The 22,980-nt window shown below is 60.1% G+C and carries 22 protein-coding genes; 12 read left to right on the top strand and 10 right to left on the bottom strand.

Features of this window, described 5'->3' with window-relative positions:
* The first annotated feature begins 32 nt into the window (after positions 1 to 32).
* Together P406_RS16030 and P406_RS16025 are read left to right on the top strand one after the other, a co-directional pair.
* A complete protein-coding gene (locus P406_RS16030; protein ID WP_046236715.1) occupies positions 33 to 1,238 on the top strand; it encodes an aminotransferase class V-fold PLP-dependent enzyme in 1,206 nt (401 codons plus the stop codon).
* Entirely contained in the window at positions 1,235 to 1,642 is a 408-nt protein-coding gene (locus tag P406_RS16025; protein ID WP_046236714.1) for a SufE family protein, read from the top strand. The genes P406_RS16030 and P406_RS16025 overlap by 4 nt, the downstream gene beginning before the upstream one ends.
* Here P406_RS16025 and tcdA read toward each other — a convergent pair.
* Positions 1,633 to 2,463 (bottom strand): tRNA cyclic N6-threonylcarbamoyladenosine(37) synthase TcdA, encoded by an 831-nt coding sequence (tcdA, locus tag P406_RS16020; protein ID WP_046236713.1) that lies wholly within the window; start codon positions 2,461 to 2,463, stop codon positions 1,633 to 1,635. The genes P406_RS16025 and tcdA overlap by 10 nt on opposite strands.
* A 283-nt stretch (positions 2,464 to 2,746) precedes the next feature.
* On the opposite strand from tcdA, the gene P406_RS16015 reads away from it, so the two are divergent.
* From P406_RS16015 to P406_RS15985, 7 genes are all read left to right on the top strand, one after another.
* A complete protein-coding gene (locus P406_RS16015) occupies positions 2,747 to 5,260 on the top strand; it encodes a glycosyltransferase family 2 protein (RefSeq protein ID WP_046236712.1) in 2,514 nt (837 codons plus the stop codon).
* 99 nt (positions 5,261 to 5,359) lie between these two features.
* The gene (dapE, locus tag P406_RS16010) at positions 5,360 to 6,511 is read left to right on the top strand and encodes a succinyl-diaminopimelate desuccinylase (protein WP_003409292.1); all 1,152 of its coding nucleotides are present in this window, start codon (positions 5,360 to 5,362) and stop codon (positions 6,509 to 6,511) included.
* Positions 6,511 to 7,320: a putative RNA methyltransferase gene (locus P406_RS16005; protein WP_003433405.1), complete on the top strand. Its 810-nt coding sequence runs from the start codon at positions 6,511 to 6,513 to the stop codon at positions 7,318 to 7,320. The genes dapE and P406_RS16005 overlap by 1 nt, the downstream gene beginning before the upstream one ends.
* A gap of 19 nt (positions 7,321 to 7,339) precedes the next feature.
* The gene (locus tag P406_RS16000) at positions 7,340 to 7,717 is read left to right on the top strand and encodes a hypothetical protein (RefSeq protein ID WP_046236711.1); all 378 of its coding nucleotides are present in this window, start codon (positions 7,340 to 7,342) and stop codon (positions 7,715 to 7,717) included.
* Between the two features lie 178 nt (positions 7,718 to 7,895).
* On the top strand, positions 7,896 to 10,397 hold the full coding sequence (gene plsB / locus P406_RS15995) for a glycerol-3-phosphate 1-O-acyltransferase PlsB (RefSeq protein ID WP_003391119.1): 2,502 nt from the start codon (positions 7,896 to 7,898) through the stop codon (positions 10,395 to 10,397).
* Positions 10,398 to 10,509: 112 nt separating this feature from the next.
* Positions 10,510 to 10,860, top strand: coding sequence for a YbaY family lipoprotein (locus tag P406_RS15990; protein WP_046236710.1), 351 nt, complete (start codon positions 10,510 to 10,512; stop codon positions 10,858 to 10,860).
* A gap of 204 nt (positions 10,861 to 11,064) precedes the next feature.
* Entirely contained in the window at positions 11,065 to 11,754 is a 690-nt protein-coding gene (locus tag P406_RS15985; protein ID WP_003409288.1) for a DUF4197 domain-containing protein, read from the top strand.
* Positions 11,755 to 11,825: 71 nt separating this feature from the next.
* On the opposite strand, the gene P406_RS15980 is transcribed toward P406_RS15985, so the two are convergent.
* Positions 11,826 to 12,635 (bottom strand): class I SAM-dependent methyltransferase, encoded by an 810-nt coding sequence (locus tag P406_RS15980; protein ID WP_046236709.1) that lies wholly within the window; start codon positions 12,633 to 12,635, stop codon positions 11,826 to 11,828.
* A gap of 96 nt (positions 12,636 to 12,731) precedes the next feature.
* On the opposite strand from P406_RS15980, the gene P406_RS15975 reads away from it, so the two are divergent.
* Positions 12,732 to 13,355 (top strand): hypothetical protein, encoded by a 624-nt coding sequence (locus tag P406_RS15975; RefSeq protein WP_003415508.1) that lies wholly within the window; start codon positions 12,732 to 12,734, stop codon positions 13,353 to 13,355.
* A gap of 11 nt (positions 13,356 to 13,366) precedes the next feature.
* Here the strand turns inward: P406_RS15975 and P406_RS15970 are convergent, their stop codons facing one another.
* From P406_RS15970 to ppc, 6 genes are all read right to left on the bottom strand, one after another.
* Entirely contained in the window at positions 13,367 to 14,056 is a 690-nt protein-coding gene (locus tag P406_RS15970) for an extensin-like domain-containing protein (protein ID WP_003409278.1), read from the bottom strand.
* A gap of 133 nt (positions 14,057 to 14,189) precedes the next feature.
* A complete protein-coding gene (locus P406_RS15965) occupies positions 14,190 to 15,053 on the bottom strand; it encodes a DUF72 domain-containing protein (RefSeq protein ID WP_046236771.1) in 864 nt (287 codons plus the stop codon).
* A gap of 2 nt (positions 15,054 to 15,055) precedes the next feature.
* Complete coding sequence (locus P406_RS27890; RefSeq protein ID WP_003314268.1) at positions 15,056 to 15,367, bottom strand: hypothetical protein; 312 nt, start codon at positions 15,365 to 15,367, stop codon at positions 15,056 to 15,058.
* Positions 15,368 to 15,612: 245 nt separating this feature from the next.
* Positions 15,613 to 16,287 carry a tRNA (adenosine(37)-N6)-threonylcarbamoyltransferase complex dimerization subunit type 1 TsaB gene (gene tsaB / locus P406_RS15960; RefSeq protein WP_046236708.1) on the bottom strand — a complete coding sequence of 225 codons (675 nt, stop codon included), beginning with the start codon at positions 16,285 to 16,287 and terminating at the stop codon, positions 15,613 to 15,615.
* Positions 16,288 to 16,379: 92 nt separating this feature from the next.
* A complete protein-coding gene (adk, locus tag P406_RS15955; RefSeq protein WP_046236707.1) occupies positions 16,380 to 17,027 on the bottom strand; it encodes an adenylate kinase in 648 nt (215 codons plus the stop codon).
* Between the two features lie 282 nt (positions 17,028 to 17,309).
* The gene (gene ppc / locus P406_RS15950; RefSeq protein WP_046236706.1) at positions 17,310 to 19,946 is read right to left on the bottom strand and encodes a phosphoenolpyruvate carboxylase; all 2,637 of its coding nucleotides are present in this window, start codon (positions 19,944 to 19,946) and stop codon (positions 17,310 to 17,312) included.
* 380 nt (positions 19,947 to 20,326) lie between these two features.
* Between ppc and P406_RS15945 the strand changes: the two genes are divergently transcribed.
* Together P406_RS15945 and lptF are read left to right on the top strand one after the other, a co-directional pair.
* Complete coding sequence (locus P406_RS15945) at positions 20,327 to 20,740, top strand: DUF4398 domain-containing protein (RefSeq protein ID WP_003409265.1); 414 nt, start codon at positions 20,327 to 20,329, stop codon at positions 20,738 to 20,740.
* Positions 20,741 to 20,799: 59 nt separating this feature from the next.
* Positions 20,800 to 21,582 (top strand): lipotoxin F family OmpA-related lipoprotein LptF, encoded by a 783-nt coding sequence (lptF, locus tag P406_RS15940; RefSeq protein ID WP_046236705.1) that lies wholly within the window; start codon positions 20,800 to 20,802, stop codon positions 21,580 to 21,582.
* Positions 21,583 to 21,661: 79 nt separating this feature from the next.
* Here the strand turns inward: lptF and P406_RS15935 are convergent, their stop codons facing one another.
* Positions 21,662 to 21,982: a PA3694 family proteiin gene (locus tag P406_RS15935; RefSeq protein ID WP_003409260.1), complete on the bottom strand. Its 321-nt coding sequence runs from the start codon at positions 21,980 to 21,982 to the stop codon at positions 21,662 to 21,664.
* On the bottom strand, positions 21,979 to 22,875 hold the full coding sequence (locus P406_RS15930; protein ID WP_003415499.1) for an alpha/beta hydrolase: 897 nt from the start codon (positions 22,873 to 22,875) through the stop codon (positions 21,979 to 21,981). The genes P406_RS15935 and P406_RS15930 overlap by 4 nt, the downstream gene beginning before the upstream one ends.
* Positions 22,876 to 22,980: the final 105 nt, after the last annotated feature.

Here is a 22,980-nt window from a genome sequence, read left to right as displayed (position 1 = left end):
CTTTGAACCCGCCTGCACACGCGGGACGAACAATGCCCCTCTTCTCTCCCTGGCGCGGCGACTTCCCCGCCATCGCCGCTCTGCAACGGCAAGGCCAGACCTATCTGGACAACGCCGCCACGACGCAAAAGCCTCAGGCGCTTATCGACGCCCTGACTCATTACTACGCCAACGGTGCCGCCAATGTGCATCGTGCCCAGCATCTGCCCGGCGCGCACGCCACTCAAGCGTTCGAGGCCAGCCGTGGCAAGGTCGCTCACTGGCTGAATGCCGGCGAGAACGGCCAGATCATCTTCACCCACGGCGCAACGTCTGCGCTGAACCTGCTGGCCTACGGGCTGGAACATGAATTCGCGGCGGGCGACGAAATCGCCATCAGTGCGCTGGAGCATCACGCCAATCTGCTGCCATGGCAGCAACTGGCTCAGCGACGCGGCCTGAAACTGGTGGTTCTGCCGCTGGACATCGATGGCGTGATCGACTGCGACGCGGCAGCCAACCTGATCGGACCGCGCACGCGCCTGCTCGCAGTCACCCAGCTCTCTAACGTGCTCGGCACCTGGCAGCCCCTCGCCCGCCTTATCGCACTGGCCAAGACCCAAGGCGCGCTCACCGTCGTGGACGGCTCGCAGGGCGTGGTGCACGGACGCCATGATGTACAGGCGCTGGGCTGCGATTTTTATGTGTTTTCCAGCCACAAACTGTATGGCCCGGAAGGACTCGGCGTGCTTTACGGACGCAACGAAGCGCTGCCCAGCCTTGCGCATTGGCAGTTCGGCGGCGAGATGGTGCTGACGGCCGATTATCAACACGCGAAATTTCGTCCGGCACCCCTGGGTTTCGAAGCCGGCACCCCGCCCATTGCCAGTGTGATCGGTCTGGGCGCTACCCTGAGTTACCTGGACAGTCTCGACCATCAGGCGGTTGCAGAACATGAAGCCAGACTGCACCGTCGCCTGCTCGAGGGCCTGCAGCAGCGGGACGGCATTCAGGTCCTGGGCTCGCCGGATCTGGCACTGGTCAGCTTCGTCGTCGATGGCGTTCACAATGCCGATGTGGCCCACCTGCTGACCGAGCAGGGCATTGCCGTGCGCGCTGGCCATCACTGCGCGATGCCGCTGTTCAAGACCCTTGGCCTGCCCGGCGCGATTCGCGTGTCACTGGCGCTGTACAACGATTCGGATGATCTGCTGCAGTTCTTCAGCGCACTGGATCAGGCACTGGAGCTGCTTCGATGAGCCTGCCGCCCTTGGCGCAAACTGCGCTCGACAGTTTTTCCCGGCCGCAAGGCTGGGAACAGCGCGCACGCCTGCTGATGCAATGGGGTGATCAACTTGCGCCGCTGGGTGACGAAGAAAGGACCGACGAGAATCTGGTACACGGTTGTGAAAGCAAGGTCTGGCTGACCGGCGAAGTCAGCGACAACGCCTGGCTGTTTCGGGCCGGCAGCGACGCTAGACTGATTCGCGGCCTGGTGGCGCTGCTGCTGGCGCGTGTCAACGGACTGTCGGAACGAGAGCTGGCAGCCGTGGATTTACCTGACTGGTTCAATCAATTGGGCCTCGCCCGCCAGCTATCACCCTCGCGCAGCAACGGCCTGAATGCCGTACTGCAGAAGATGCGTCAGCTGACTCAAGCCTGATCAGGCGTGGCCGGCACTGGCTTGATCCGCTCCGAAGGCCGTCGCGTGCCCGCTACCAGTTTGTCCACCGCACGGGTGGCGGCAATCATGCCAAAGGTCGCGGTCACCATCATCACTGCACCGAAACCACCGGCGCAATCGAGCTTTACGCCCTCGCCGACGAATTTCTTTTCCAGACAAATACTGCCATCCGGCTTGGGGTAGCGCAGTTGTTCAGTGGAAAACACGCAAGGCACGCTGTAGTGACGGTTCGGCGTGCGTGAAAAACCATAATCCCGACGCAGGGTCGAGCGCACCTTGGAGGCCAGCGGGTCATTGAAGGTGCGGTTCAGGTCGGCGATCTGAATCAGAGTCGGATCGATCTGCCCGCCCGCCCCGCCGGTGGTGACCATCTGAATCTTGCGCCGCTTGCACCAGGAAATCAGCGCAGCCTTGGCGTTGACGCTGTCGATACAGTCGATCACGAAGTCCATGTCCGGGGTAATGCACTCGGCCATGGTGTCGCGGGTCACGAAATCAGCCACGGCATGGACAATGCAATCGGGGTTGATTGCGCGGATACGCTCGGCCATCACCTCGACCTTCGGCCGACCGACCGTGCTGTCCAGTGCATGCAACTGGCGGTTGCTGTTACTGACACAGACATCGTCCATGTCGAACAGCGAAATCTCGCCCACGCCACTGCGCGCCATCGCTTCCGCCGCCCAGGAGCCCACGCCGCCGATACCCACCACGGCCACATGAGCCGCGCGCAAGCGTGCCAGCCCCTCGACGCCATATAGACGCGCGATGCCAGCGAACCGTGGATCTTCTGCACTCATGACCAATACCTCAAAAACCGGCGCGCATTATAGGGGTTTGTCGACGACAAGACACCTGACTTGTTCCCGGCGGGCAAGGTCATTGTCCGTTGACGAGTTGCCCCAGAGACTCAAGGGAAGTAAAAAATAATGATTTTAGAACGCAATCAACGCCCACTGCTTAAACGCCATTCCGTTTTTGGAAACGCCCGAGGAAAAGAGTCTAAGCATTGCAAACGGCAGTGAACGAGGGCGGCTAAGGTTAACCAACGCGAAGGGAACTCGCGGCACCGGCGCAACAAGCATGGAGCACATTGCAGACATGGATGACAATCTATCCAAGAGAAACATATGGCCAGCCCATTCATTAACAACAATGGCCAGCGAGGTTCCGGACTGGCCTGAAAATATCCCGGGGGTCTCATACAGCCCTTTTCGTCCTGGGCAGAGTCCGTACACGCACCTCTATCCGACCCGCGAGCAAATCACCGAAGACCTGCTGCTGATCCGGCCTTTTACCCGGCACATAAGAACCTATTCAGTGGAGGGTACGCTGGCCTGTATTCCCGAGATCGCCGAGGCATTGGGCATGAGCGTCACACTGGGCGTATGGATCACCTGGGACGAGAAACATAATGACCGGGACTTGCTGACCGGCGTAGACCTGGCCAATCGATTCTCCAGCGTTCAGCGCTTACTCATCGGGCATGAAGCACTGCTGCGCAACGATGTCACCGTCGATCAACTGATTGCCTATATGAGCACTGCACGACGCTATGTCGATGTTCCGGTGTCGACCTCGGAAGGATGGAAGCAATGGCACGAGACGCCTGAACTGGCCGAACATGCAGACTTCATAGCCGCTCATATACTGCCGTTCAAAGAGGCTGTGCCGGTGACCGAAGCAAGCGCACGAGTACTTGCGCGGGCTGACGAACTGAAGCTGATGTTTCCCGACAAACCGCTGATCATTTCCGAAGTTGGCTGGCCCGGCAAAGGCAACTTCAGAAGGCGTATAACAACGTATCGTGCAGAACAGTCGATCTATCTGCGTCATCAGCTCGCTCTGCTCGAACAGCACGGCCACGACTACTTTGTCATGGAAGCGTTCGATCAGCCGTGGAAAACCTCGGAAGGTTTGCCAGGGCCGCACTGGGGCCTGTTTGATGCACAGCGCAAGATGAAGCTGCAACTGAAGGGTCCTGTGAAAACACGCGCCAGTTGGCAGTCGGAAATCCCGAGAGTAATAGCCGGTTTGCGGCCTGACGCCTGGCGAACAACAGCGGTAATGTGCGCCGTGGCGTACGCCGTGCTGGTCTGGGTCGGTATGAGTTACGCGCAGCCGTTATCCGCATGGATAGCCCTGCCCATTGCTCTGGCATGGGCCACCGGCATAATGATCGTCGTGGGCACACAGGGTTACGAGTTTCTGGAGTCGTTCTGGGGAGCGGAAAATCCGCGATCCTTTCCGCCAACACGTGCCTATCCAGGCCCGTGGCCCAAGGTTTCCATACATGTACCCTGCTACAACGAACCTCCGGACATGGTGAAGCTGACTCTCGACGCATTACAAAAACTGGATTATCCGGACTTTGAAGTGCTGGTAATCGATAACAACACCCAAGACCCGAACGTCTGGAAACCCGTCCAGGCGTACTGTCGACAACTGGGAGCTCACTTCCGGTTCTTTCATGTCAATCCGCTAAGCGGCTTCAAGGCCGGCGCACTGAATTACCTGCTGGAATACACGGCCGAGGACGCCGGAATAGTCGCAGCCATCGACGCCGACTATTGCGTGCATCGGCACTGGCTCAAACATATGGTGTCGCACTTTGCGGACCCGGATATAGCCGTCATCCAGGTACCTCAGGATTATCGTGACGGGGACGAGAGTCTGTTCAAACGTTATTGCGAGGCCGAGTATCGCGTTTTCTTCAATATCGGCATGGTGATCCGCAACGACCACGACGCAATCATTCAGCACGGCACCATGACCCTGATTCGCAAATCCGTACTGCAGCGGCTGCGCTGGGCAGAATGGTGTATCTGCGAGGATGCTGAACTGGGATTGAGAATACTGGAGCACGGCTTTTCTACCGGCTATGCCGCCATCAGTTACGGCAAAGGGTTGATGCCCGACACTTTCATGGACTTTAAAAAACAGCGCTACCGCTGGACCTATGGTGCCATGCAGATATTCAAGCGGCATGCAGCAAGTTTGCTGGCGGGGACCGGTACCGCGTTGACGCCTGTCCAGCGTTATTACTTTATCGCCGGGTGGGTGCCGTGGATGGCAGGCGGCGTCAATTACTTCCTGGCACTGGCCGTGCTGTTGTGGTCGATGGCAATGATCGTTGAGCCCGACCTGCTTGAACCGGTGCCCTGGTTGTTTTCGGCCTCATTATTGCTGATGTTCGTTTTGGGAATATTCAAGGCGTTTACCCTCTACCAGCGGCTGGCCAATACAGACATCAAAGACGCACTGGCAGCGATGCTGGCGAGCACGGCGCTCTATTCCGTCATAGGCAAAGCCGTGTTGTCAGCACTGTTCACATCAGGATTGCCGTTTTTTCGCACGCCAAAGCAGACTGCACGCACCCGGTTCGGCCAAGCCGTACGGGAAGCCACAGAAGATGTGTGCATGATCGTGCTCTGGTGGGCTGCGATCATACTTCTCTGCATCCGAAAAGAGACCATCGATCCAGACCTGGGATTCTGGATAGCCATGCTTTTCGCACAATCAGTCCCTTATCTGGCAGCCATTACCATGACAATCCTGTCCGCTCGCGCAACCCGCCCCGCCCCATCCACTGCCTGACATATCCAGCGGGCACGATAAACGACGGCCTCAGGTCGTCGTTTTGCTTTAAGATGTCCGCCTTTTCGCGCCCAAAGTCTTGCTACCGGAGTTCTGTACATGACGGCCCCAGCCGACCTCTCGCCCACCCTCCAACTCGCCTGCGATCTGATCCGCCGTCCGTCAGTGACGCCGGTCGATGCCGATTGCCAGACCGTGATGATGCAGCGCCTGGGCGATGCCGGCTTCAAGCTGGAGCCGATGCGTATCGAAGACGTCGACAACTTCTGGGCCACCCACGGCACCACCGACGGCCCGGTACTGTGTTTCGCCGGTCATACCGACGTGGTTCCGACCGGTCCGCTGCAGAACTGGCAGAACGATCCGTTCGATGCGTTGATCGACGAGCACGGCATGCTTTGCGGACGTGGCGCGGCAGACATGAAAGGCAGCCTGGCTGCCATGCTGGTGGCAGCCGAACGCTTTGTCGCCGATCACCCTGATCACAAGGGCTCGGTGGCATTTCTGATCACCAGCGACGAAGAAGGCCCGGCGCATCACGGCACCAAAGCCGTGGTCGAACGCCTCGCAGCGCGTAATGAGCGTCTGGACTGGTGCATCGTCGGCGAGCCGTCGAGCACCACGCTGGTCGGCGATGTGGTCAAGAACGGTCGACGCGGTTCGCTGGGGGCTACGCTGACGGTGCGCGGCAAGCAGGGCCATGTGGCTTACCCGCATCTGGCCAAGAACCCGATTCACCTGGCCGCGCCGGCCCTGGCCGAACTGGCCGCCGAGCATTGGGACCACGGCAACGACTTCTTCCCGCCGACCAGCTTCCAGATCTCCAACCTGAACGCCGGAACCGGCGCCACCAACGTCATCCCCGGCGATCTGGTGGCGGTCTTCAACTTCCGTTTTTCCACCGAGTCGACCGTCGAAGGCCTGCAGCAGCGCGTTGCCGATATCCTCGACAGGCATGAACTGGACTGGCACGTGGACTGGGCGTTGTCCGGCCTGCCGTTCCTCACCGAGCCGGGCGCGTTGCTGGACGCCGTGTCTTCCAGCATCAAAAGCGTCACCGGTCGTGAGACTAAAGCCTCAACCAGCGGCGGAACCTCCGATGGTCGCTTCATCGCCACCCTCGGCACGCAAGTGGTCGAGCTGGGGCCGGTCAACGCAACGATCCATCAGGTCAACGAACGTATTCTGGCCAGCGACCTCGATGTGCTGACCGAGATCTACTACCAGACTCTGGTCAAGTTGCTCGCCTGATGCTGACCTGCCCGATCTGCTCAGCGCCGCTCAGCACTGCCGACAACGGCGTGGTGTGCCCGGCCAATCATCGCTTCGACCGAGCCCGTCAGGGCTATCTGAACCTGTTGCCGGTGCAGCACAAGAACAGCCGCGACCCTGGCGACAATCAGGCCATGGTCGAGGCGCGACGCGACTTTCTCAATGCCGGGCACTACGCTCCGGTAGCCCGGCGTCTGGCTGAACTGGCCGCCGAGCGATCCCCCGCGCACTGGCTGGACATCGGCTGTGGCGAAGGCTATTACACCGCGCAGATTGCCGAAGCCTTGCCCCATGCCGATGGCTATGCGCTGGACATCTCCCGCGAAGCGGTCAAGCGTGCCTGCCGTCGTGACCCGACGCTGACCTGGATGGTCGCCAGCATGGCCCGTGTGCCACTTCCGGATGCCAGTTGCCAGTTTCTGGCCAGCGTGTTCAGCCCGCTGGACTGGCAGGAAGCCAAGCGCCTGCTGACCCCAGGCGGCGGACTGATGCGGGTCGGCCCGACCAATGAGCATCTGATGGAGCTGCGTCAGCGGCTCTATGATGAAGTGCGCGATTACGCCGACGACAAGCACCTGTCGCTGGTGCCGCAAGGTATGCAGTTGCAACACAGCGAAACCCTGCGCTACACGCTGAAGCTGATCGACGGCCAGTCCCGCGCCGATCTGCTGGCCATGACACCGCACGGCTGGCGCGCCAGCGCTGAACGTCGCGCAGCGGTCATTGAGCAACCAGGACCTTTCAAGGTCACCGTTTCCATGCGCTACGATTATTTCGTGCTGCAATAAGCATTCAACAGAGGCCCCCATGCGCCAACCCGATATCGAGATTTACCTGAAAGACGAAGACGTCGATCACAAGGCAATCGCCCAGTGGCTCGGCGACGCGCTGGGCTCCTGCAGCGATTGGAAGCAGAAAGGCCAGACCTGGAAATGCACAGCGGGCACTGTCGCCGTGACCTGGTTGCCCAGAGCGGTCGGCAAATGGAACAGCCTGCATCTGGACAGCGATCAGACCCCGTGGGAAGACGACATCGCCTGCGCCCGCGCCGCATTCAAGGCCTTGAACGTCGAAGTACGTTGCGCCCCGGGCACCTGGGTTGAAGAAGAAAGCGACGAGACGGCCGACCGCTGGATACGCGTCAGTGCCGACGGCGAGGAAGAGATTACCTGGCGAACCTCGTAGGACTATTCGCCGCGACGTTCCGGATGCGTGACGTCGCGAGGTAAACCCGGCTCGGCAAACGGTCATTCAGACGTGACCCTTTCAGCGGGCGCACCGGCGCTTTTGCCGATCGCTTCGGGATACGTCACACTGGCGCCCATCCAGGGCAGCCGCCCGCCCCTCACTCAGCAGAAGCCGTATGACCCGCTCCCCATTCCGTCGTCTTGTGTTCGGCACCCTGCGCCGGTTGTTGTATCTCTGGGTTCGCTCGGAAACCATCAATCAATCGTCTTTCACGCTGAATCTGGACCGCAGTCGCCCGGTGTTCTATGCACTGCAATCGCCGTCGATCAGCGATCTGGCAGTGATCGATACAGAATGCCGCAAAGCCGGTCTGCCTCGTCCGGTGCTGTCGGTGGCGGTCGGTAACCTGATCGAGCCCGCCGCATTCTTTTACCTGACACCCTCCCCCGACTGGCTCGGTCGCCAGGACAAGCGTGGTGCGCCCCCGACGCTGGAGCGTGTGGTCGCAGCCGTCAGCCAGAACCCCGGTGAAGACGCGCAGATCATTCCGGTCAGCGTGTTCTGGGGCCAGTCACCTGACCGCGAATCCAGTGCCTGGAAGCTGCTGTTTGCCGACAGCTGGGCGGTGACCGGTCGGTTACGCCGTCTGGTGAGCATTCTGATTCTGGGCCGCAAGACCCGCGTGCAGTTTTCCGCGCCAATTCACATGCGCGAACTGGTGGGTGAAAACAAAGGTTACGAGCTGACGCTGCGCATGACCCAACGTCTGCTGCGCGTGCACTTTCGCAACCTGAAAAGCGCCGTGATCGGCCCGGACGTTTCGCACCGGCGCACGGTGGTCAAAGGTCTGCTGGACGAGCCGCTGGTCAAGCAGGCGATTATCGAAGAAGCCGAGCGTGAACATATCACCCAGGAAAAGGCCCGGGAACGGGCGCTGAGCTACGGCAACGAGATCGCCTCGGACTACACCTATTCGGTGATCCGTTTCATGGAGGTGGTGCTCAGCTGGTTCTGGAACAAGATCTACGACGGCATCAAGGTCAGTCACATCGAAGGCGTTCAGGAAGTTGCGCCGGGACATGAAGTCATTTATGTGCCTTGCCACCGCAGCCATATCGATTACCTGCTGCTTTCCTACCTGCTGTTTCGCAACGGCCTCACGCCGCCGCACATCGCCGCCGGCATCAACCTGAATATGCCTGTGGTCGGCGGCCTGCTGCGACGTGGCGGGGCATTTTTCATGCGCCGCACGTTCAAGGGCAACCCGCTGTACACGGCGGTGTTCACCGAGTACCTGCACACGCTGTTCATCAAGGGCTTTCCGGTCGAATACTTTGTCGAAGGCGGCCGTTCACGCACCGGGCGCATGCTGCAACCGAAAACCGGCATGCTCGCCATCACCCTGCGCAGCTTCCTGCGCAACTCGCGGATGCCCATCGTCTTCATCCCGGTGTACATCGGCTACGAGCGTGTGCTGGAAGGCCGTACTTACCTGGGCGAACTGCGCGGGGCAACCAAGAAGAAAGAGTCGATCTTCGATATCTTCAAAGTCATTGGCGCGCTGAAGCAGCGCTTCGGCCAGGTCTCGGTGAACTTCGGTGCGCCGATCAAACTGGCCGAGTTCCTCGATGGCGAACAACCGGACTGGCGCGAACAGCAGCTGGACCCGCAATTTCGCCCCGAATGGCTGAGCGAGACCACGCACCGTCTGGGCGAGCGTGTGGCCCAGCACCTGAACGAAGCCGCAGCCGTCAACCCGATGAACCTGGTTGCCGTGGCGTTATTGTCGACGCAAAGACTGGCGCTGGACGATCAGGCCATGGAGCGGGTTCTTGACCTGTACCTGACCCTGCTGCGCGCCGTTCCGTACTCCCCGCACACGACACTGCCGGAAGGTGATGGCCGCTCGCTGATCGAGCATGTCAAAGGCATGGACCTGCTCGCCGAGCAAAAAGACGCGCTGGGCAAAATTCTGTACCTGAACGAACAGAATGCGGTGTTGATGACCTACTACCGCAACAACGTCCTGCACATCTTCGCCCTGCCCTCGCTGCTGGCGAGCTTTTTCCAGAGCTCGTCGCGCATGACCCGCGAACAGATTCTGCGCTACACACGTGCACTGTACCCGTTCCTGCAATCGGAACTGTTCATTCGCTGGCCGCTGAACGAGCTGGATGAGGTGGTCGATCAATGGCTGGCTGCGTTCGTGGAGCAAGGTCTGTTGCGCTTCAAAAAGGACGCCTACGTGCGCCCGGAGCCCAGCTCGCGCGAGTTCGTCTTGCTGACGCTGTTGTCGCGGGCCATCGCCCAGACCCTGCAGCGCTTCTACATGGCGATTGCCTTGTTGCTCAACAGCGGGCAGAACACGCTGAGCCCCGAGCAGCTCGAAGACCTGTGCACGGTCATGGCCCAGCGCCTGTCGATTCTGCACGGCCTCAATGCGCCGGAGTTCTTCGACAAGAGCCTGTTCCGGCACTTCATCCAGACCCTGCTGGACCTGGGCGTACTGCGCAAGGACAGTGCCGGCAAGCTGAGCTATCACCCGATGCTGGGCGAACTGGCGGAAGGGGCGGCCAAGCGGGTATTGCCTGCCGAAATCCGTCTTTCGATACGGCAAGTGGCCTTGCACAGCAATGAAGAGGAGCAGGACGTGGGAAGCGATCAAGAGAAAACGTAGGGCTTTTCCGTAACCTGGCAGGGACATTCAGACAGCTGTTTTCTGCTCTCTGGCCCCTGCTAGGGTTTGGTCTGTACCAATGACTGGTACTTAATCAAATAAGGAAATTGAAATGTCCAGCGAACCCCTAGTAAGCCTTCAGGGTGAAGTTTATTACCTGCCACGTATTGCGTTGCCAACGGGCTGCAAGCTGATTGTCGCCCTGAGTGACATCAGCCTTGCTGACGCACCGGCCCATGTCATCGATGTCAGCGAAACAGAGATTACTCACCAGGTGCCGCTGCCGTTTGAACTGAACTACGCCGCCGACCGCTATCCCGTGCAGGGCCACAGCTATGCCCTGTCGGCACGAATCGAACACAACGGCACGCTGATATGGATCAACGATACCGTTCATTCGGTCGAGCTGACCAAAGAAGACCAGAAAGGCCTGCTGATCAAGGTCATTCAGGCAGCCGGCTAATCCGTTCAACACTGATTGCTCCCTTCAACGGCGCGCCTCAACGCGCCGTTGTCGTGTCACAAGGCTTCATCCTCCTCGACATCAGTTGACGTCCATCGCTCACGGGTGCGAGTGCCTGTCGCGACTTCCTGATACGCTTGATCACGCACCGCACCACTATCGATCCGGGTTCAGGTCAGAACCCACTTCAACAAGGACGCTCTCATGCCTCGTTTTTCGTTCTCCCTGGCCGGCCTGTGCGCTGGCCTTCTGCTGTCGGCCAACGTCTTCGCCCTGTCGCTGAGCGATCTCTCGCAATCGGACGCAACCGGTGGGCTCAAGGATGCCCTGACTCAGGGCGCACAAGTTGCTGTCAAACAGCTCGGCGTTCCCGGCGGCTTCAGCAAAAATGAAGAGGTGCGCATCGAGCTGCCGGGCAAACTCGGCCAGATCGCGAAAAAGATGAAAATGCTCGGCATGGGCACTCAGGTCGATCAGCTGGAAACCAGCATGAACCAGGCCGCCGAAGCCGCCGTGCCTCAAGCTCAGGCGCTGCTTGTAGATGCCGTGAAAAAGATGAGCGTTACCGACGCCAAGGCCATTCTCAGCGGCGGCAAGGACTCGGCCACCCAGTACCTGAGCAGCACCAGCCGCGAGCAGATCCGCGCCAAGTTCCTGCCTATCGTCAAGAAGTCCACCGATCAGGTCGGTCTGGCGCAGAAGTACAACGCCTTTGCCGGCAAGGCGGCGGCGCTTGGCGCGCTTGACAGCAAAAGTGCCAACCTTGAAGGCTACGTGACCGAACAAGCGCTGAACGGGCTGTTCGAAATGATCGCCAAACAGGAAGAAAGCATTCGCGCCAACCCTGCTGCTGCCGCTACAGGCCTGGCGAAGAAGGTCTTTGGCGCGCTTTGAGTGAGGGGTTTGCGCCTGTATTCACAAGCGCATCCGCGTTTGATTCGGGCTCGGGCCATCGACGATAGGCGCTATGCACCGCTCTCGTCTGCGGCTGCCTTGGGCTTCAAGGCCTTCTTCGGGTAGATGTCGTAGCGGCTGGATTTGCCGTCCAGTGCATAGCCCGGCTTGAGGCCGTCGATACAGGGGGCCTTGCGCGGGCGTTTGACCACCACGCGGTGGGTGGCAAGCGCCAGTGCGGCTTCCAGCAACGCTGGCGCGTCCATGTCATCACCGACCAGCGGCCGGAACAGACGCATTTCCTTTTTCACCAGGGCGGTCTTTTCCCGGTGCGGGAACATCGGGTCCAGGTAAATCACCTGGGGCGGCTCCCCTGTCCAGGCGCGGATGATGTCGATCGAGTTGCCGGTCAACAGGCGCATCCTGGCAATGATGGAGCCGACGTCACGATCACCGCGCCCGCGGGCCAGACCGTCCTCCAGCAATGCAGCGATAATCGGCTGACGCTCGATCAGGCTCATGTCGCAGCCCAAACTTGCCAGCACGAATGCATCCTTGCCAAGACCTGCCGTTGCGTCCAGCACGCTGGGGCGAATGCCCGGCTGAATACCGACCGCCTTGGCAATCATCTGCCCGGTCCCGCCGCCGAACAACCGCCGATGAGCCACCGCGCCCTCGACAAAATCGACCCGTACGGCGCCCGGAGCATCATCGCCCAACTGCTGCAATTGCAGCCCGCCGTCGGTCAGTTGCAGTGCAAAATCAGCGTGCGCATCGCTCAACGGCAGGCCCAGGCGCTGCGCCCACTGCGCCGCCTGCTCCTGTTCGCCAACGGCCAGGGCTTCGACCCGGATACGACTGCCTGCTTGCTGCTCAATCATTGCGCTTACACACTCAAAAATTGTTAATGATCGGCAAACTCTGCCGATAACCAAGTATCCGGCATTTTGCCAGACCCAAGGCCAGTACTGATCGCTATGTCAGAGATTGTTCAATCATCCATCGGCTATTTGTCGCACTCAGGCGACTTTAGCGTACGCAACAGCCGCACACTGGGTGGTGTGACGCAGCTGTGGTCGGATGCATTTGCCCGGGCGATGGCGGATCAGGTCAGTGAAAGCGCTTCAGTACCCGTGCACCCGACGGCTGTCGAGGTGGATGTAGAAACAGGCGAACCGGTCGCTGGCGCAAAAACCCTGAGCAAGATCGTCGAACAACGTACCTGCCCGGTCACCGACACCGAGGTCAAGCCTCCAGAGCCGCTGTTCCTTCCGATTGCCGAGTTCGACCTTGATCTGCTGCCTCCGCCTGCCGAGCCGTTCAGCATGGCTGAAATGATCGAACAGCAACGCCATCTGGAATTCGAGAGTCACTGGGTACGCCCTACCGTTCTGAACCCTTATGACGATAGCGTCAACCCAGGCCCTGGCCCGCAGCCACGCCCGCTGCATCTGCCGATTGCCGAATTCGAATGGGAACTGGCCGACAAGCCTGCCCAGCCGCTGGATGAGCAGACCATTGCCGCCCAACAGCGCCAGTTCGACTATGAGAACGGCTGGGCACGCCCACTGATCCTGCAAAACCTGCGGATGGCGGCATAAGCCCCGAACGCTTACCTGCACACCGACCAGCGCCCCATGTCGACGTGAAAATGATCGCGATGTGCCGCGTTGTACTCCGGCCCGAGCACCGTGCTGAAGTTTTTGCAGGCACCGTCACGTAACAGCCTCAGAAAACGCCCCTTGTCCCCTTCGTCGCCCCAATCCTTGAGCACACCGATGCGCTGACCGTCTGCCAGGCGAAAACCTGCCATGTCCAGCGCATTGGCTGTGGCGTGCTGGCTGAGCCGAGCGTTGGCGCGGTTGTAGATGTTGCGGCAGGCAAAGCTGCCCAAGTGATCGATCCGCGCTACGCGCTGGCCGAAAACGGCCTGAGCGGCAGGTTGCAATGTATGGATATCAAACAGCGCATAGGCGACCGCCAACGGGCAACTGGCCAGAAAGCTGCTGCTCAGCGCCACGTCTCCCCCCTGAATACGCAGGGTATTTTCCAGAGGACAACGAGCAGAAGGATCACTGTCGGCCTGGCGACTGAAACGCAACCCAGACGAACCCAGCACCTGATCGCACAGTGCGGGATCATTCTGCAATCGCGACAGCTTGTAAGCCGTCAGAAAGTTGGGCTCGGCCCGCACATCCAGTGGCGCCCATGGGTTCCAGCGCTCGGGTACATCGACCCAGCCACGCCAGACCGCGAACGCAGCCATTGCACAGAGCAGCAGGAATACCAGCAGCACGCGCATGCTCAACCCTTGGACCGGGCAACAGGTGCGAATCGGATGACGCGTTTACAAACAGGGGCAAAACAGCGCAGTTGCGAATCCATAAGCGGGCTCTCCACAAGGTCGGACTTCATCAGCCCACACCTGGAAGACCTCAGAGCAAGCCCAACTGTTCCACCTGAGGCCCGCGATCCAGCTCGAACAATGCCGGCAAGCCAGGCAATCGCGCCATCAGTTGCTGATGAAAACGCAAGGCCTGCTCGGCAGCCCTGATGTTGTCCGGGGTGTGCAGGAACACATACGGCGTGCGCCCCTCTTCGATCCACACGGCGACCTTCTCAACCCACTGCAGCAGAAACTGATCGTTGGCCTCCAGGTCCGGACCGCCGATGAAGCGCACTTGGGGAAACAGGGTCAGCGCAGCCGGACGAGGCGGCACCTTGGGCTTTTTCGATTGAGCGTGCAGGACTGCAGGATCAGTCGATACACAGCTGAACAATGCCCGGGAATCGAGGCAGATGCGCTCGACGCCTCGGTCCAGCAACAGGCGATTGAGTATGCGCTCTTCGTCACCCTTCATGAAAAACGCCATATTGCGCACTTCCACGGCCAGCGGCACGTTGAGCTCGTCGAGAAAACCGGCCAGTTCGGCCAGACGCTGCGGTGTGAAGCTGGCGGGCAACTGCAGCCAGAACGGCGCGATGCGACCGCCCAGAGGCGCAAGCAGCCGAATGAATTCCTCAGCAGCGCCCACCTGCTCACGAAGATCACCGTTGTGGCTGATGTCTTTATGGAATTTGGCGGTGAAGCGAAAATCGACGGGCATTGTTTCTGCCCAGCGCTGCACCGTGGTGGCGGCGGGACGGGCATAGAACGTAGTGTTGCCTTCGACAGCGTTGAATACCTGAGTGTAGAGATTCAGGAAATCATTGGGGCGGGCATCTTCGGGGTACAGCGAATCGCGCCAGGCGTTTTCACTCCATGACGGACAACCGACGTAGTAAGGCAGGCGAGACACAATCAAACGTGCAGATCGAGCCCCGATACTTCAAGGTCCCAATCGACAAAACTGGCAGTGGCCATATAGCTAGCCAGTGCGTGGGCGACACGAGAGCTCATGGAGCGCGGGAAAATGATGTCTTGCGGACGCGCAGGGACGTTGGCAGTGCTGCCAATCGTTGAATCACCCGTTTCACGGCGAGCGCGCGCTGGAGGCGGCGGCAGCTCGGCATCAACTACGACTTCCTCAAAAGAACCTTCGACAGTCGAAGGCGTTTTCTGCGGCTTTCGCTTGATGGGATACGAGCGTGATGAGGTTCCGTCTATGCGCATCGATTATGTACTCGGCGTCGATAGTGGCAATTTAGCGTTGCTGCCTTGTAGTTCGCAAATTGCGTAACGATAACTAGACCACATATCTTGCAACTTGTTATCGCCAAATGAGATTAAAGACCATTCAGACGATAAACGGTAGATGGCAAACTGACATTTTCCAGCACTGGCTGACCGGTTGGCGATGACTGAAAGACATTTTCCCGAAACGCGGCAGCCTTTTGTGCAAGCTCTGCCCCATTCAGTCAACGTGCCTTCGGCGTAGCCACCTTGTCACGCAGGTAAACCGGCTGAGCGTCATCTGCAGGCAGGGCTTCGCCGCGGTGCCAGGCGAAGGTCGCCAGCGTTAACAGATCCTGCGCGTGGGGCAGCATGGCTGCATCCTGGCCCACCAGGCTGACCGGCATACGCTCTGCGTAGCCCCAGCCCGTACCGGCACCAAACCATTGCCCGCCGGCATGCGCAGGCAGCGCGGCCAATTCGGGCGCCATTACAGCTTCGTCGCCCAACAGACGCATCTCGCCAGCGGTCTCGTGATAGCAGCCCCAGTACACCTCGTCCATGCGTGCATCGATGGCCGATGCCACTTGCGACACGCCGTGCTCGCGATGCGCGCGCTGCGCCAGTACGGCGAGGTTCGACACCGGCAGCACCGGACGTTCCAGGGCGAATGCCAGGCCTTGCACGACGCCGATGGCAATGCGCACGCCGGTGAACGCACCGGGACCGCGCCCGAAAGCAATGGCGTCCAGCGCCGACATGGCAATGCCCGCCTCGGCCATCAGGCTTTTGATCATCGGCAGCAGCCGCTGGGCGTGCAGGCGCGGGATCACCTCGTAGTGGCTCAGCACCTTGCCGTCATGCAGCAAAGCGACCGAGCAGGCTTCAGTGGCGGTGTCCAGGGCCAGCAAGGTGGTCATCGGTGTTTCCGTTGTGGTCAATGTGAAAAAGTGCAGCAGTATAAATGACAAATGGCCCGCAAGCGGGCCATTTATTGTTCAGCCTGCAAGCCTCAGCTCAGGGCTTCCAGTACTTTTGCAGTGATGTCCCCAACCGAGCCGACGCCCGGAATATGGCTGCACTTGGGCTTGCCGTTCTTCGCTTCCAGATTGCTGTAGAACTCGACCAGCGGCTTGGTCTGGGCGTGATACACCGACAGGCGATGACGCACGGTCTCTTCGACGTCATCCTTGCGCTGCAGCAGCGGTTCGCCGGTCACATCATCAATGCCTTCAACCTTCGGCGGATTGAAGATGGTGTGGTAGATGCGCCCGGAACCTTCGTGAACCCGGCGGCCGGACATGCGCTTGACGATTTCTTCGTCATCGACGGCGATTTCCAGCACATGATCGATTTCCAGACCGGCTTTCAACAGGGCTTCGGCCTGTGGAATGGTGCGCGGGAAGCCATCGAACAGCACGCCGTTCGCGCAGTCGGGCTCGGCCAGACGGTCCTTGATCAGACCGATGATCAGGTCATCGGAAACCAGACCGCCCGAGTCCATGACGCTCTTCGCCTTCAGGCCCAGCTCGGTTTCAGCCTTGACTGCAGCGCGCAGCATGTCGCCTGTCGAAACCTGCGGGATGCCGAACTTTTCAGTGATGAATTTTGCCTGAGTACCTTTACCGGCCCCGGGAGCTCCCAGCAGAATCACGCGCATCGTCATGCTCCTCAAATTTTTTATAGTGAAATCATCGGATTCGCCTCGGGGGCCAATCTAAAAAATGAATCAGGCCAATAGGCCGAAAGGCTGATCAAGATACACAGCAGACCGAGGCCGCACAAGCCGCCGAAAGTCGCAGTAAGCGCAGGCATACCGCCTTGTCAGCCTTGATTTCACAGTGATATGACCTGTATCAAGGTTTACGGCAGGCCAGCCTGCAAATCCGGCGCTGGCCATCGCCGGACCGAAAAGGCCCGACGATGACAACGGCCTGATCCATCAGCCCGTGTTGCGCAGACCGGCAGCAATCCCCGCTACAGACACCAGCAGCGCCAGTTCCAGAGGACTGTCCAGACTGGCTTCACGATTACGCGAGCGCGACAGCAGCTCTGCCTGGAGCAAATGCAACGGGTCAAGGTAGGTGTTGCGCAGGCTGATGAATTCCAGCGTTTCAGGGCTATGGGCCAGCAGTTGCGTCTGCCCGGTCAACCCCAGCACCACATTGCACGCCTGCGACAATAGGTCGCGTAAATGTGCGCCCAAATGTTGCAGCTCGGCGCTGACCAGACGTTCGTCGTAAAGCCGGGCGATGTCCGCATCGGCTTTGGCGAGGACCATTTCCAGCATGTCGATGCGCGTTCTGAAGAACGGCCACTGTTCACGCATCTGTGCCAGCACCTCGCCTTCGCCGCGCTCCAGCGCCTTGCTCAGTGCAGCTTCCCAGCCCAGCCAGGCGGGCAGCATCAGACGCGTCTGCGTCCAGGCGAAGATCCACGGAATGGCACGGAGACTCTCTACACCGCCCTCGCGGCGCTTGGCCGGACGGCTGCCGAGTGGCAAACGCCCCAGCTCCTGCTCGGGTGTCGCCTGGCGGAAATACTCGACGAATTCCGGGTTCTCACGCACCACCGCGCGGTAGGCGCTGACCCCGTCGTCGGCCATCTGGTCCATCATCGTCCGCCACGCCGGTTGTGGAGGTGGCGGCGGCAACAGGGTCGCTTCCAGCACGGCGGCCAGATAAAGATTGAGGTTCTGTTCGGCGATGTCCGGCAGACCGAATTTGAAACGAATCATTTCACCTTGCTCGGTGGTCCGGAAGCGTCCGGCCACAGAACCCGGTGGCTGCGACAGGATCGCCGCGTGCGCCGGGCCGCCGCCACGACCGACTGTACCGCCGCGGCCGTGGAACAGCAGCAATTCAACCTGCTGCTCGCGGCAGATCTCCACCAGTCTTTCCTGGGCACGATACTGCGCCCAGGCCGCCGCCGTCGTGCCGGCATCCTTGGCCGAGTCGGAATAGCCGATCATCACCTCTTGCGGGCCGTGCAGACGCGAGCGATAGCCCGGCAGCCCGAGCAGCGTCTCGATCACCGGTCCGGCGTTGTCCAGGTCGGCTAGGGTCTCGAACAGCGGCACCACACGCATGGGCCGCTGCAGCCCGGATTCCTTGAGCAGCAATTGCACGGCCAGTACATCCGAGGCCGAGCCGGCCATCGAGATCACATAAGACCCCAGCGACGCCGCCGGAGCGGCCGCCACCTCCCGGCAGGTTGCCAGCACCTCTGCGGTGTCGGCGGCCGGTTTGAAATAGCTCGGCAGCAGCGGCCTGCGGTTATTCAATTCACGCAACAGAAAGTCGATGCGGGTCTGCTCATCCCACTCTTCGTAGCGACCCAGCCCCAGATAATCAGTGATTTCGGTCATCGCTGCGCAGTGACGGCTGGAATCCTGGCGAACATCCAGACGCACCAGGAACAGGCCGAATGTGACGGCCCGACGCAGGCAATCCAGAAGCGGCCCGTCGGCGATCACACCCATGCCGCATTCGTGCAGCGACTGGAAGCACAGCATCAATGGGTCAAGCAGTTCACGGCTGTCTTGCAGCACCGCTTCCGGCGCAGGCAGGGTTTCGCTCAACGAGGCATTGGCCCAGTTGCGCGTCGCACGCAGGCGCTCGCGCAGGCGTTTGAGTTCCGCCCGATAAGGTTCGGCGCTGTCACCCACGCTGGCACGCAGAGCATCGCTGGCCTGCTGCATCGACAGTTCTGCGGCGAGATTGTCCACGTCACGCAAATACAGGTCAGCCGCCATCCAGCGCGCCAGCAACAGCACTTCGCGGGTGACCGCAGCCGTGACATTCGGGTTGCCGTCACGGTCGCCGCCCATCCAGGAGGCAAAACGGATCGGCGCGGCTTCCAGGGGCAGATGCAGGCCGGTGGCCGCATGCAGCGCATGGTCAGCCTTGCGCAGGTAGTTTGGAATGGCGTGCCAGAGCGAGTGTTCAATGACCGCGAAACCCCATTTGGCTTCATCGACCGGCGTGGGTCGGATGCGCCGGATCTCTTCGGTGTGCCAGGCCTCGGCAATCAGCCGCTGCAGGCGCGAAGTAATCTGTGTGCGCTCGCTGCTGTTGAGATCGCGATGATCAAGTGCGGCCAGCTGCGCAGCGATGGCGTCGTATTTCTGAATCAGCGTACGGCGTGCAACCTCGGTCGGGTGCGCAGTCAGCACCAGTTCGATTTCCAGCTTGCTCAGCTGGCGTGCCAAGGCGTCGGGTGAGTGGCCTTCGGCCTTGAGGCGATCAAGCAGCTCGGGCAGTACTCGCGACTCGAACGGCAGCGGCTGTTTATCGTCGCGGCGGTGCATGAGCTGATACTGCTCGGCAATATTGGCCAGGTTGAGAAACTGGTTGAAGGCACGCGCAACCGGCAGCAGCTCGTCATCACCCAGCCCGTCGACGCTGGAACTGAGCTGCTCGGCCCCTGCCGCGGAACCGCGTCTGCCCGCTTTGGCGCCTTTGCGAATACGCTCGATCTTGTCGAGAAATTCAGCGCCTCGCTGTTCACGAATGGTATTCCCCAACAGCTCACCCAACAGGTGAACGTCTTCGCGCAGACGCGCATCGATATCGGCCATCGTTCCTCTCCCGTTTTTTATCTGGGCTCAGTTGCGTACCCGCTCGGCAGCACGGGCGTACGTGAATTCAAATCCGCTGTGCCAACAGTGCACCAAAAGCCTGCAATTGGACAAATGCTTCAGCAAAAACCTGAACGCCATCAGGGTTATTGAACGTCGTTCGACGCGCCTTCATATGATGACCAACATATTGGCACTCATCTGAATGCTTCTGAAAAATCCTGACCGCTCAGTAGATATTTATCTGAACTATTCAAAAACCGCGAAGGTCGGAACGATTAACCATTACAGGAAAGCCCGAAAGGCAGTAGGCGGTTGTACAACCTGATGCCCGGACTTGATGCAACGACTGTCATGGATAACCACGTTGGAGTCAGACATTGGAGTTGATCAACATGAACACCCTAACTGCCAAAACCAAGTTCAAAGGCCTGCGCGGTCTCAAGCTGGCTGCGCTGGCACTCGGTAGCACCTTTATCCTGGCCGGTTGTGCCGGTAACCCGCCCTCCGAGCAGTACGCGGTTTCGCAATCGGCCGTCAACAGCGCTGTCAGCGCTGGTGGTACCGAGTTCGCGGCGGTAGAAATGAAGTCGGCTCAGGACAAGCTCAAAGCTGCTGATCTGGCCATGCAGGATCACAAATACGATGAAGCACGCCGTCTGGCTGAACAAGCCGAGTGGGACGCTCGCGTAGCAGAACGTAAATCCCAGGCCGCCAAAGCTGCCAAGGCCGTGCAGGACGCTCGTCAAGGCGTCAACGAACTCCGTGAAGAAGGCCTGCGCCAGGTGCAGTGATTGCCCTGCACACCCTTCTGTTTTCATGAATTCGTAACTGATTAAAGGACGACCCTATTATGCGCAAACAATTGATGATCCCTGCTCTGCTGGCCATGAGCGTTGCTCTGGCAGCCTGTGCAACCAAGCCGAACCCTAACCTGGAACAGGCTCGCAGCAACTTCACCGCGCTGCAGACCAACCCTCAGGCCACTCAGGTCGCAGCCCTTGAAACCAAGGACGCCAGCGAATGGCTGACCAAGGCAGAACAGGCCTTCCGTAACGATGACGACGTACAGAAAGTCGACCAACTGTCGTACCTGACCAACCAGCGTATCGAGCTGGCCAAGCAGACCATCGCCCTGCGCACCTCTGAAGCAGCGCTGCAAAACGCTTCTGCCGACCGCGCCAAGGCCCGTCTGGAAGCGCGCGACGCGCAGATCGCCGCACTGAAAAACAGCCTGAACGCCAAGCAGACCGAACGTGGTACGCTGGTGACTTTCGGTGACGTGCTGTTCGACTACAACAAGGCCGAACTGAAGCCAACCGCCCAGGGCGACATTGGCAAGCTGGCTGGCTTCCTGCAGGAAAACACGGACCGTAAAGTGATCGTCGAAGGCTACACCGACAGCACCGGTTCGGCTTCCTACAACCAGTCGCTGTCCGAGCGTCGCGCCAACTCGGTGCGCATGGCTCTGGTACGCATGGGTGTAGACCCAGCGCGCGTTGTGACCATGGGTTATGGCAAGGAATACCCGGTTGCTGACAACTCCAGCAACTCGGGCCGCGCCATGAACCGTCGTGTGGAAGTCACCATCTCCAACGACAACCAGCCTGTTGCACCACGCTCTTCGATGAAATAAGCGACTGAGCTGCTGCACCGAAGCCCCGCCTGCGCATACAGGCGGGGCTTTTTCATGAGCGAGGGTTTTTGCGGCGGTCTTATTGCCGGGGCGTTTGCTGGCCGAGGCAACGCACTGCCTGCCTGCGATCATCGATCAATACGCCCGACAGACCTTTTCGCGACGTATCGAACAACACCAGTACGCCATCAACGCACTGCGCCACCTCGGCGGCTGGCGTGGCAGCGACCTTGTAATCCTCGCCGGGGACGGTTTTGAGCAGGTTGAATTCACCGAGCAGCAGTGCATCCTCGGGCTTTGCGAAGTGCAGGTAGCCGTAAAACCACAGACAGCCCACCGTGCCGATGACTGCACCAACGGCGCTGAGGATCATGCCGTTGAGGTTACGCTCGCGGCTCATGGCGCTGGCGGTGTTGCAGGGGTCGGGTAGTTGGGCACTTCCGCAAGGCGGCGCAGGCCGTTGAAATGCGTCGGGTCGTCCAGATAACGCAGCATGACCTGACGCCAGAGAGGGTCTGCGAACGTCTGCACGTGTTCGCCGCGGGTCAATTGCAATACACGCGGAGGCGGCGCGGCCTTGTACAGCTCGATGCCGTTGGCGAGCGGCACCAGCGTGTCGTCCATGCTGTGAAAGATCAGCATCGGTGTGCCAGCCAGTTTTGGCAGGCCGTTGACCGCGCTGTCGGCCTCCGGGATAAACCAGGACAGGGGCGTTTTCAATGGCCAGGTCAGCCACGATTTGCTCAGCGAGTTTCGCGCGACACTGCGGTAGCTGGCCGGCACGCTGTCCAGCACCAATGCCTTGATCCGCGAGCGCTCTTGCGGGTGTTCGGACAGGTAATGCACCGCCAGCGCCCCACCAATGCTTTGCCCTAGCACCACAAGCGGTTTGCCTTGCACTTGCGGCGCAGTGTTCAACCAGTCGAAAGCGGCCTGAACGTCCTCGTAGACCGCCGGCAGGCTTGGCTCGCCCTGCGACTCGCCATAGCCCCGGTAATCCAGCATCAACACTTGATAACCCTGCTCGGGCAACCACCAGACGCCACCCAGATGCCAGGACAGGTTGCCACCGTTGCCGTGCAGATGCAGCACTGTACCCTTCACCGGCACACCTTCCTTGGCGGGCAGCCACCAGCCATGCAGGCGCGTCCCGTCGGCAGCGGTGAGGTTCACGTCCTGATACTGCAGGCGCGCCTTGTCGGGGGTGAACGGAACGCCCTGCTCGGGGTAGAACAACATCGAACTGCAGCCGGTGAGCGCAAGGACCAGGGTGAAGATGCCGAGCAGTTTCAAATGAGCTTTCCTTGTTGTTTTCATCGCCACATCACTGCTGTGCTGGCGCGGAGCAATGGCACGATAGTTACAAGATTATCGTTCCTCACGCTCCAGCGCGGGAAT

It is taken from the genome of Pseudomonas syringae pv. coryli str. NCPPB 4273 (genome assembly GCF_000972175.1).
Taxonomy (GTDB): domain Bacteria; phylum Pseudomonadota; class Gammaproteobacteria; order Pseudomonadales; family Pseudomonadaceae; genus Aquipseudomonas; species Aquipseudomonas syringae.
The sequence above is the reverse complement of the archived record's forward strand: the minus strand, read 5'-3'. Positions and strand labels throughout refer to the sequence as shown.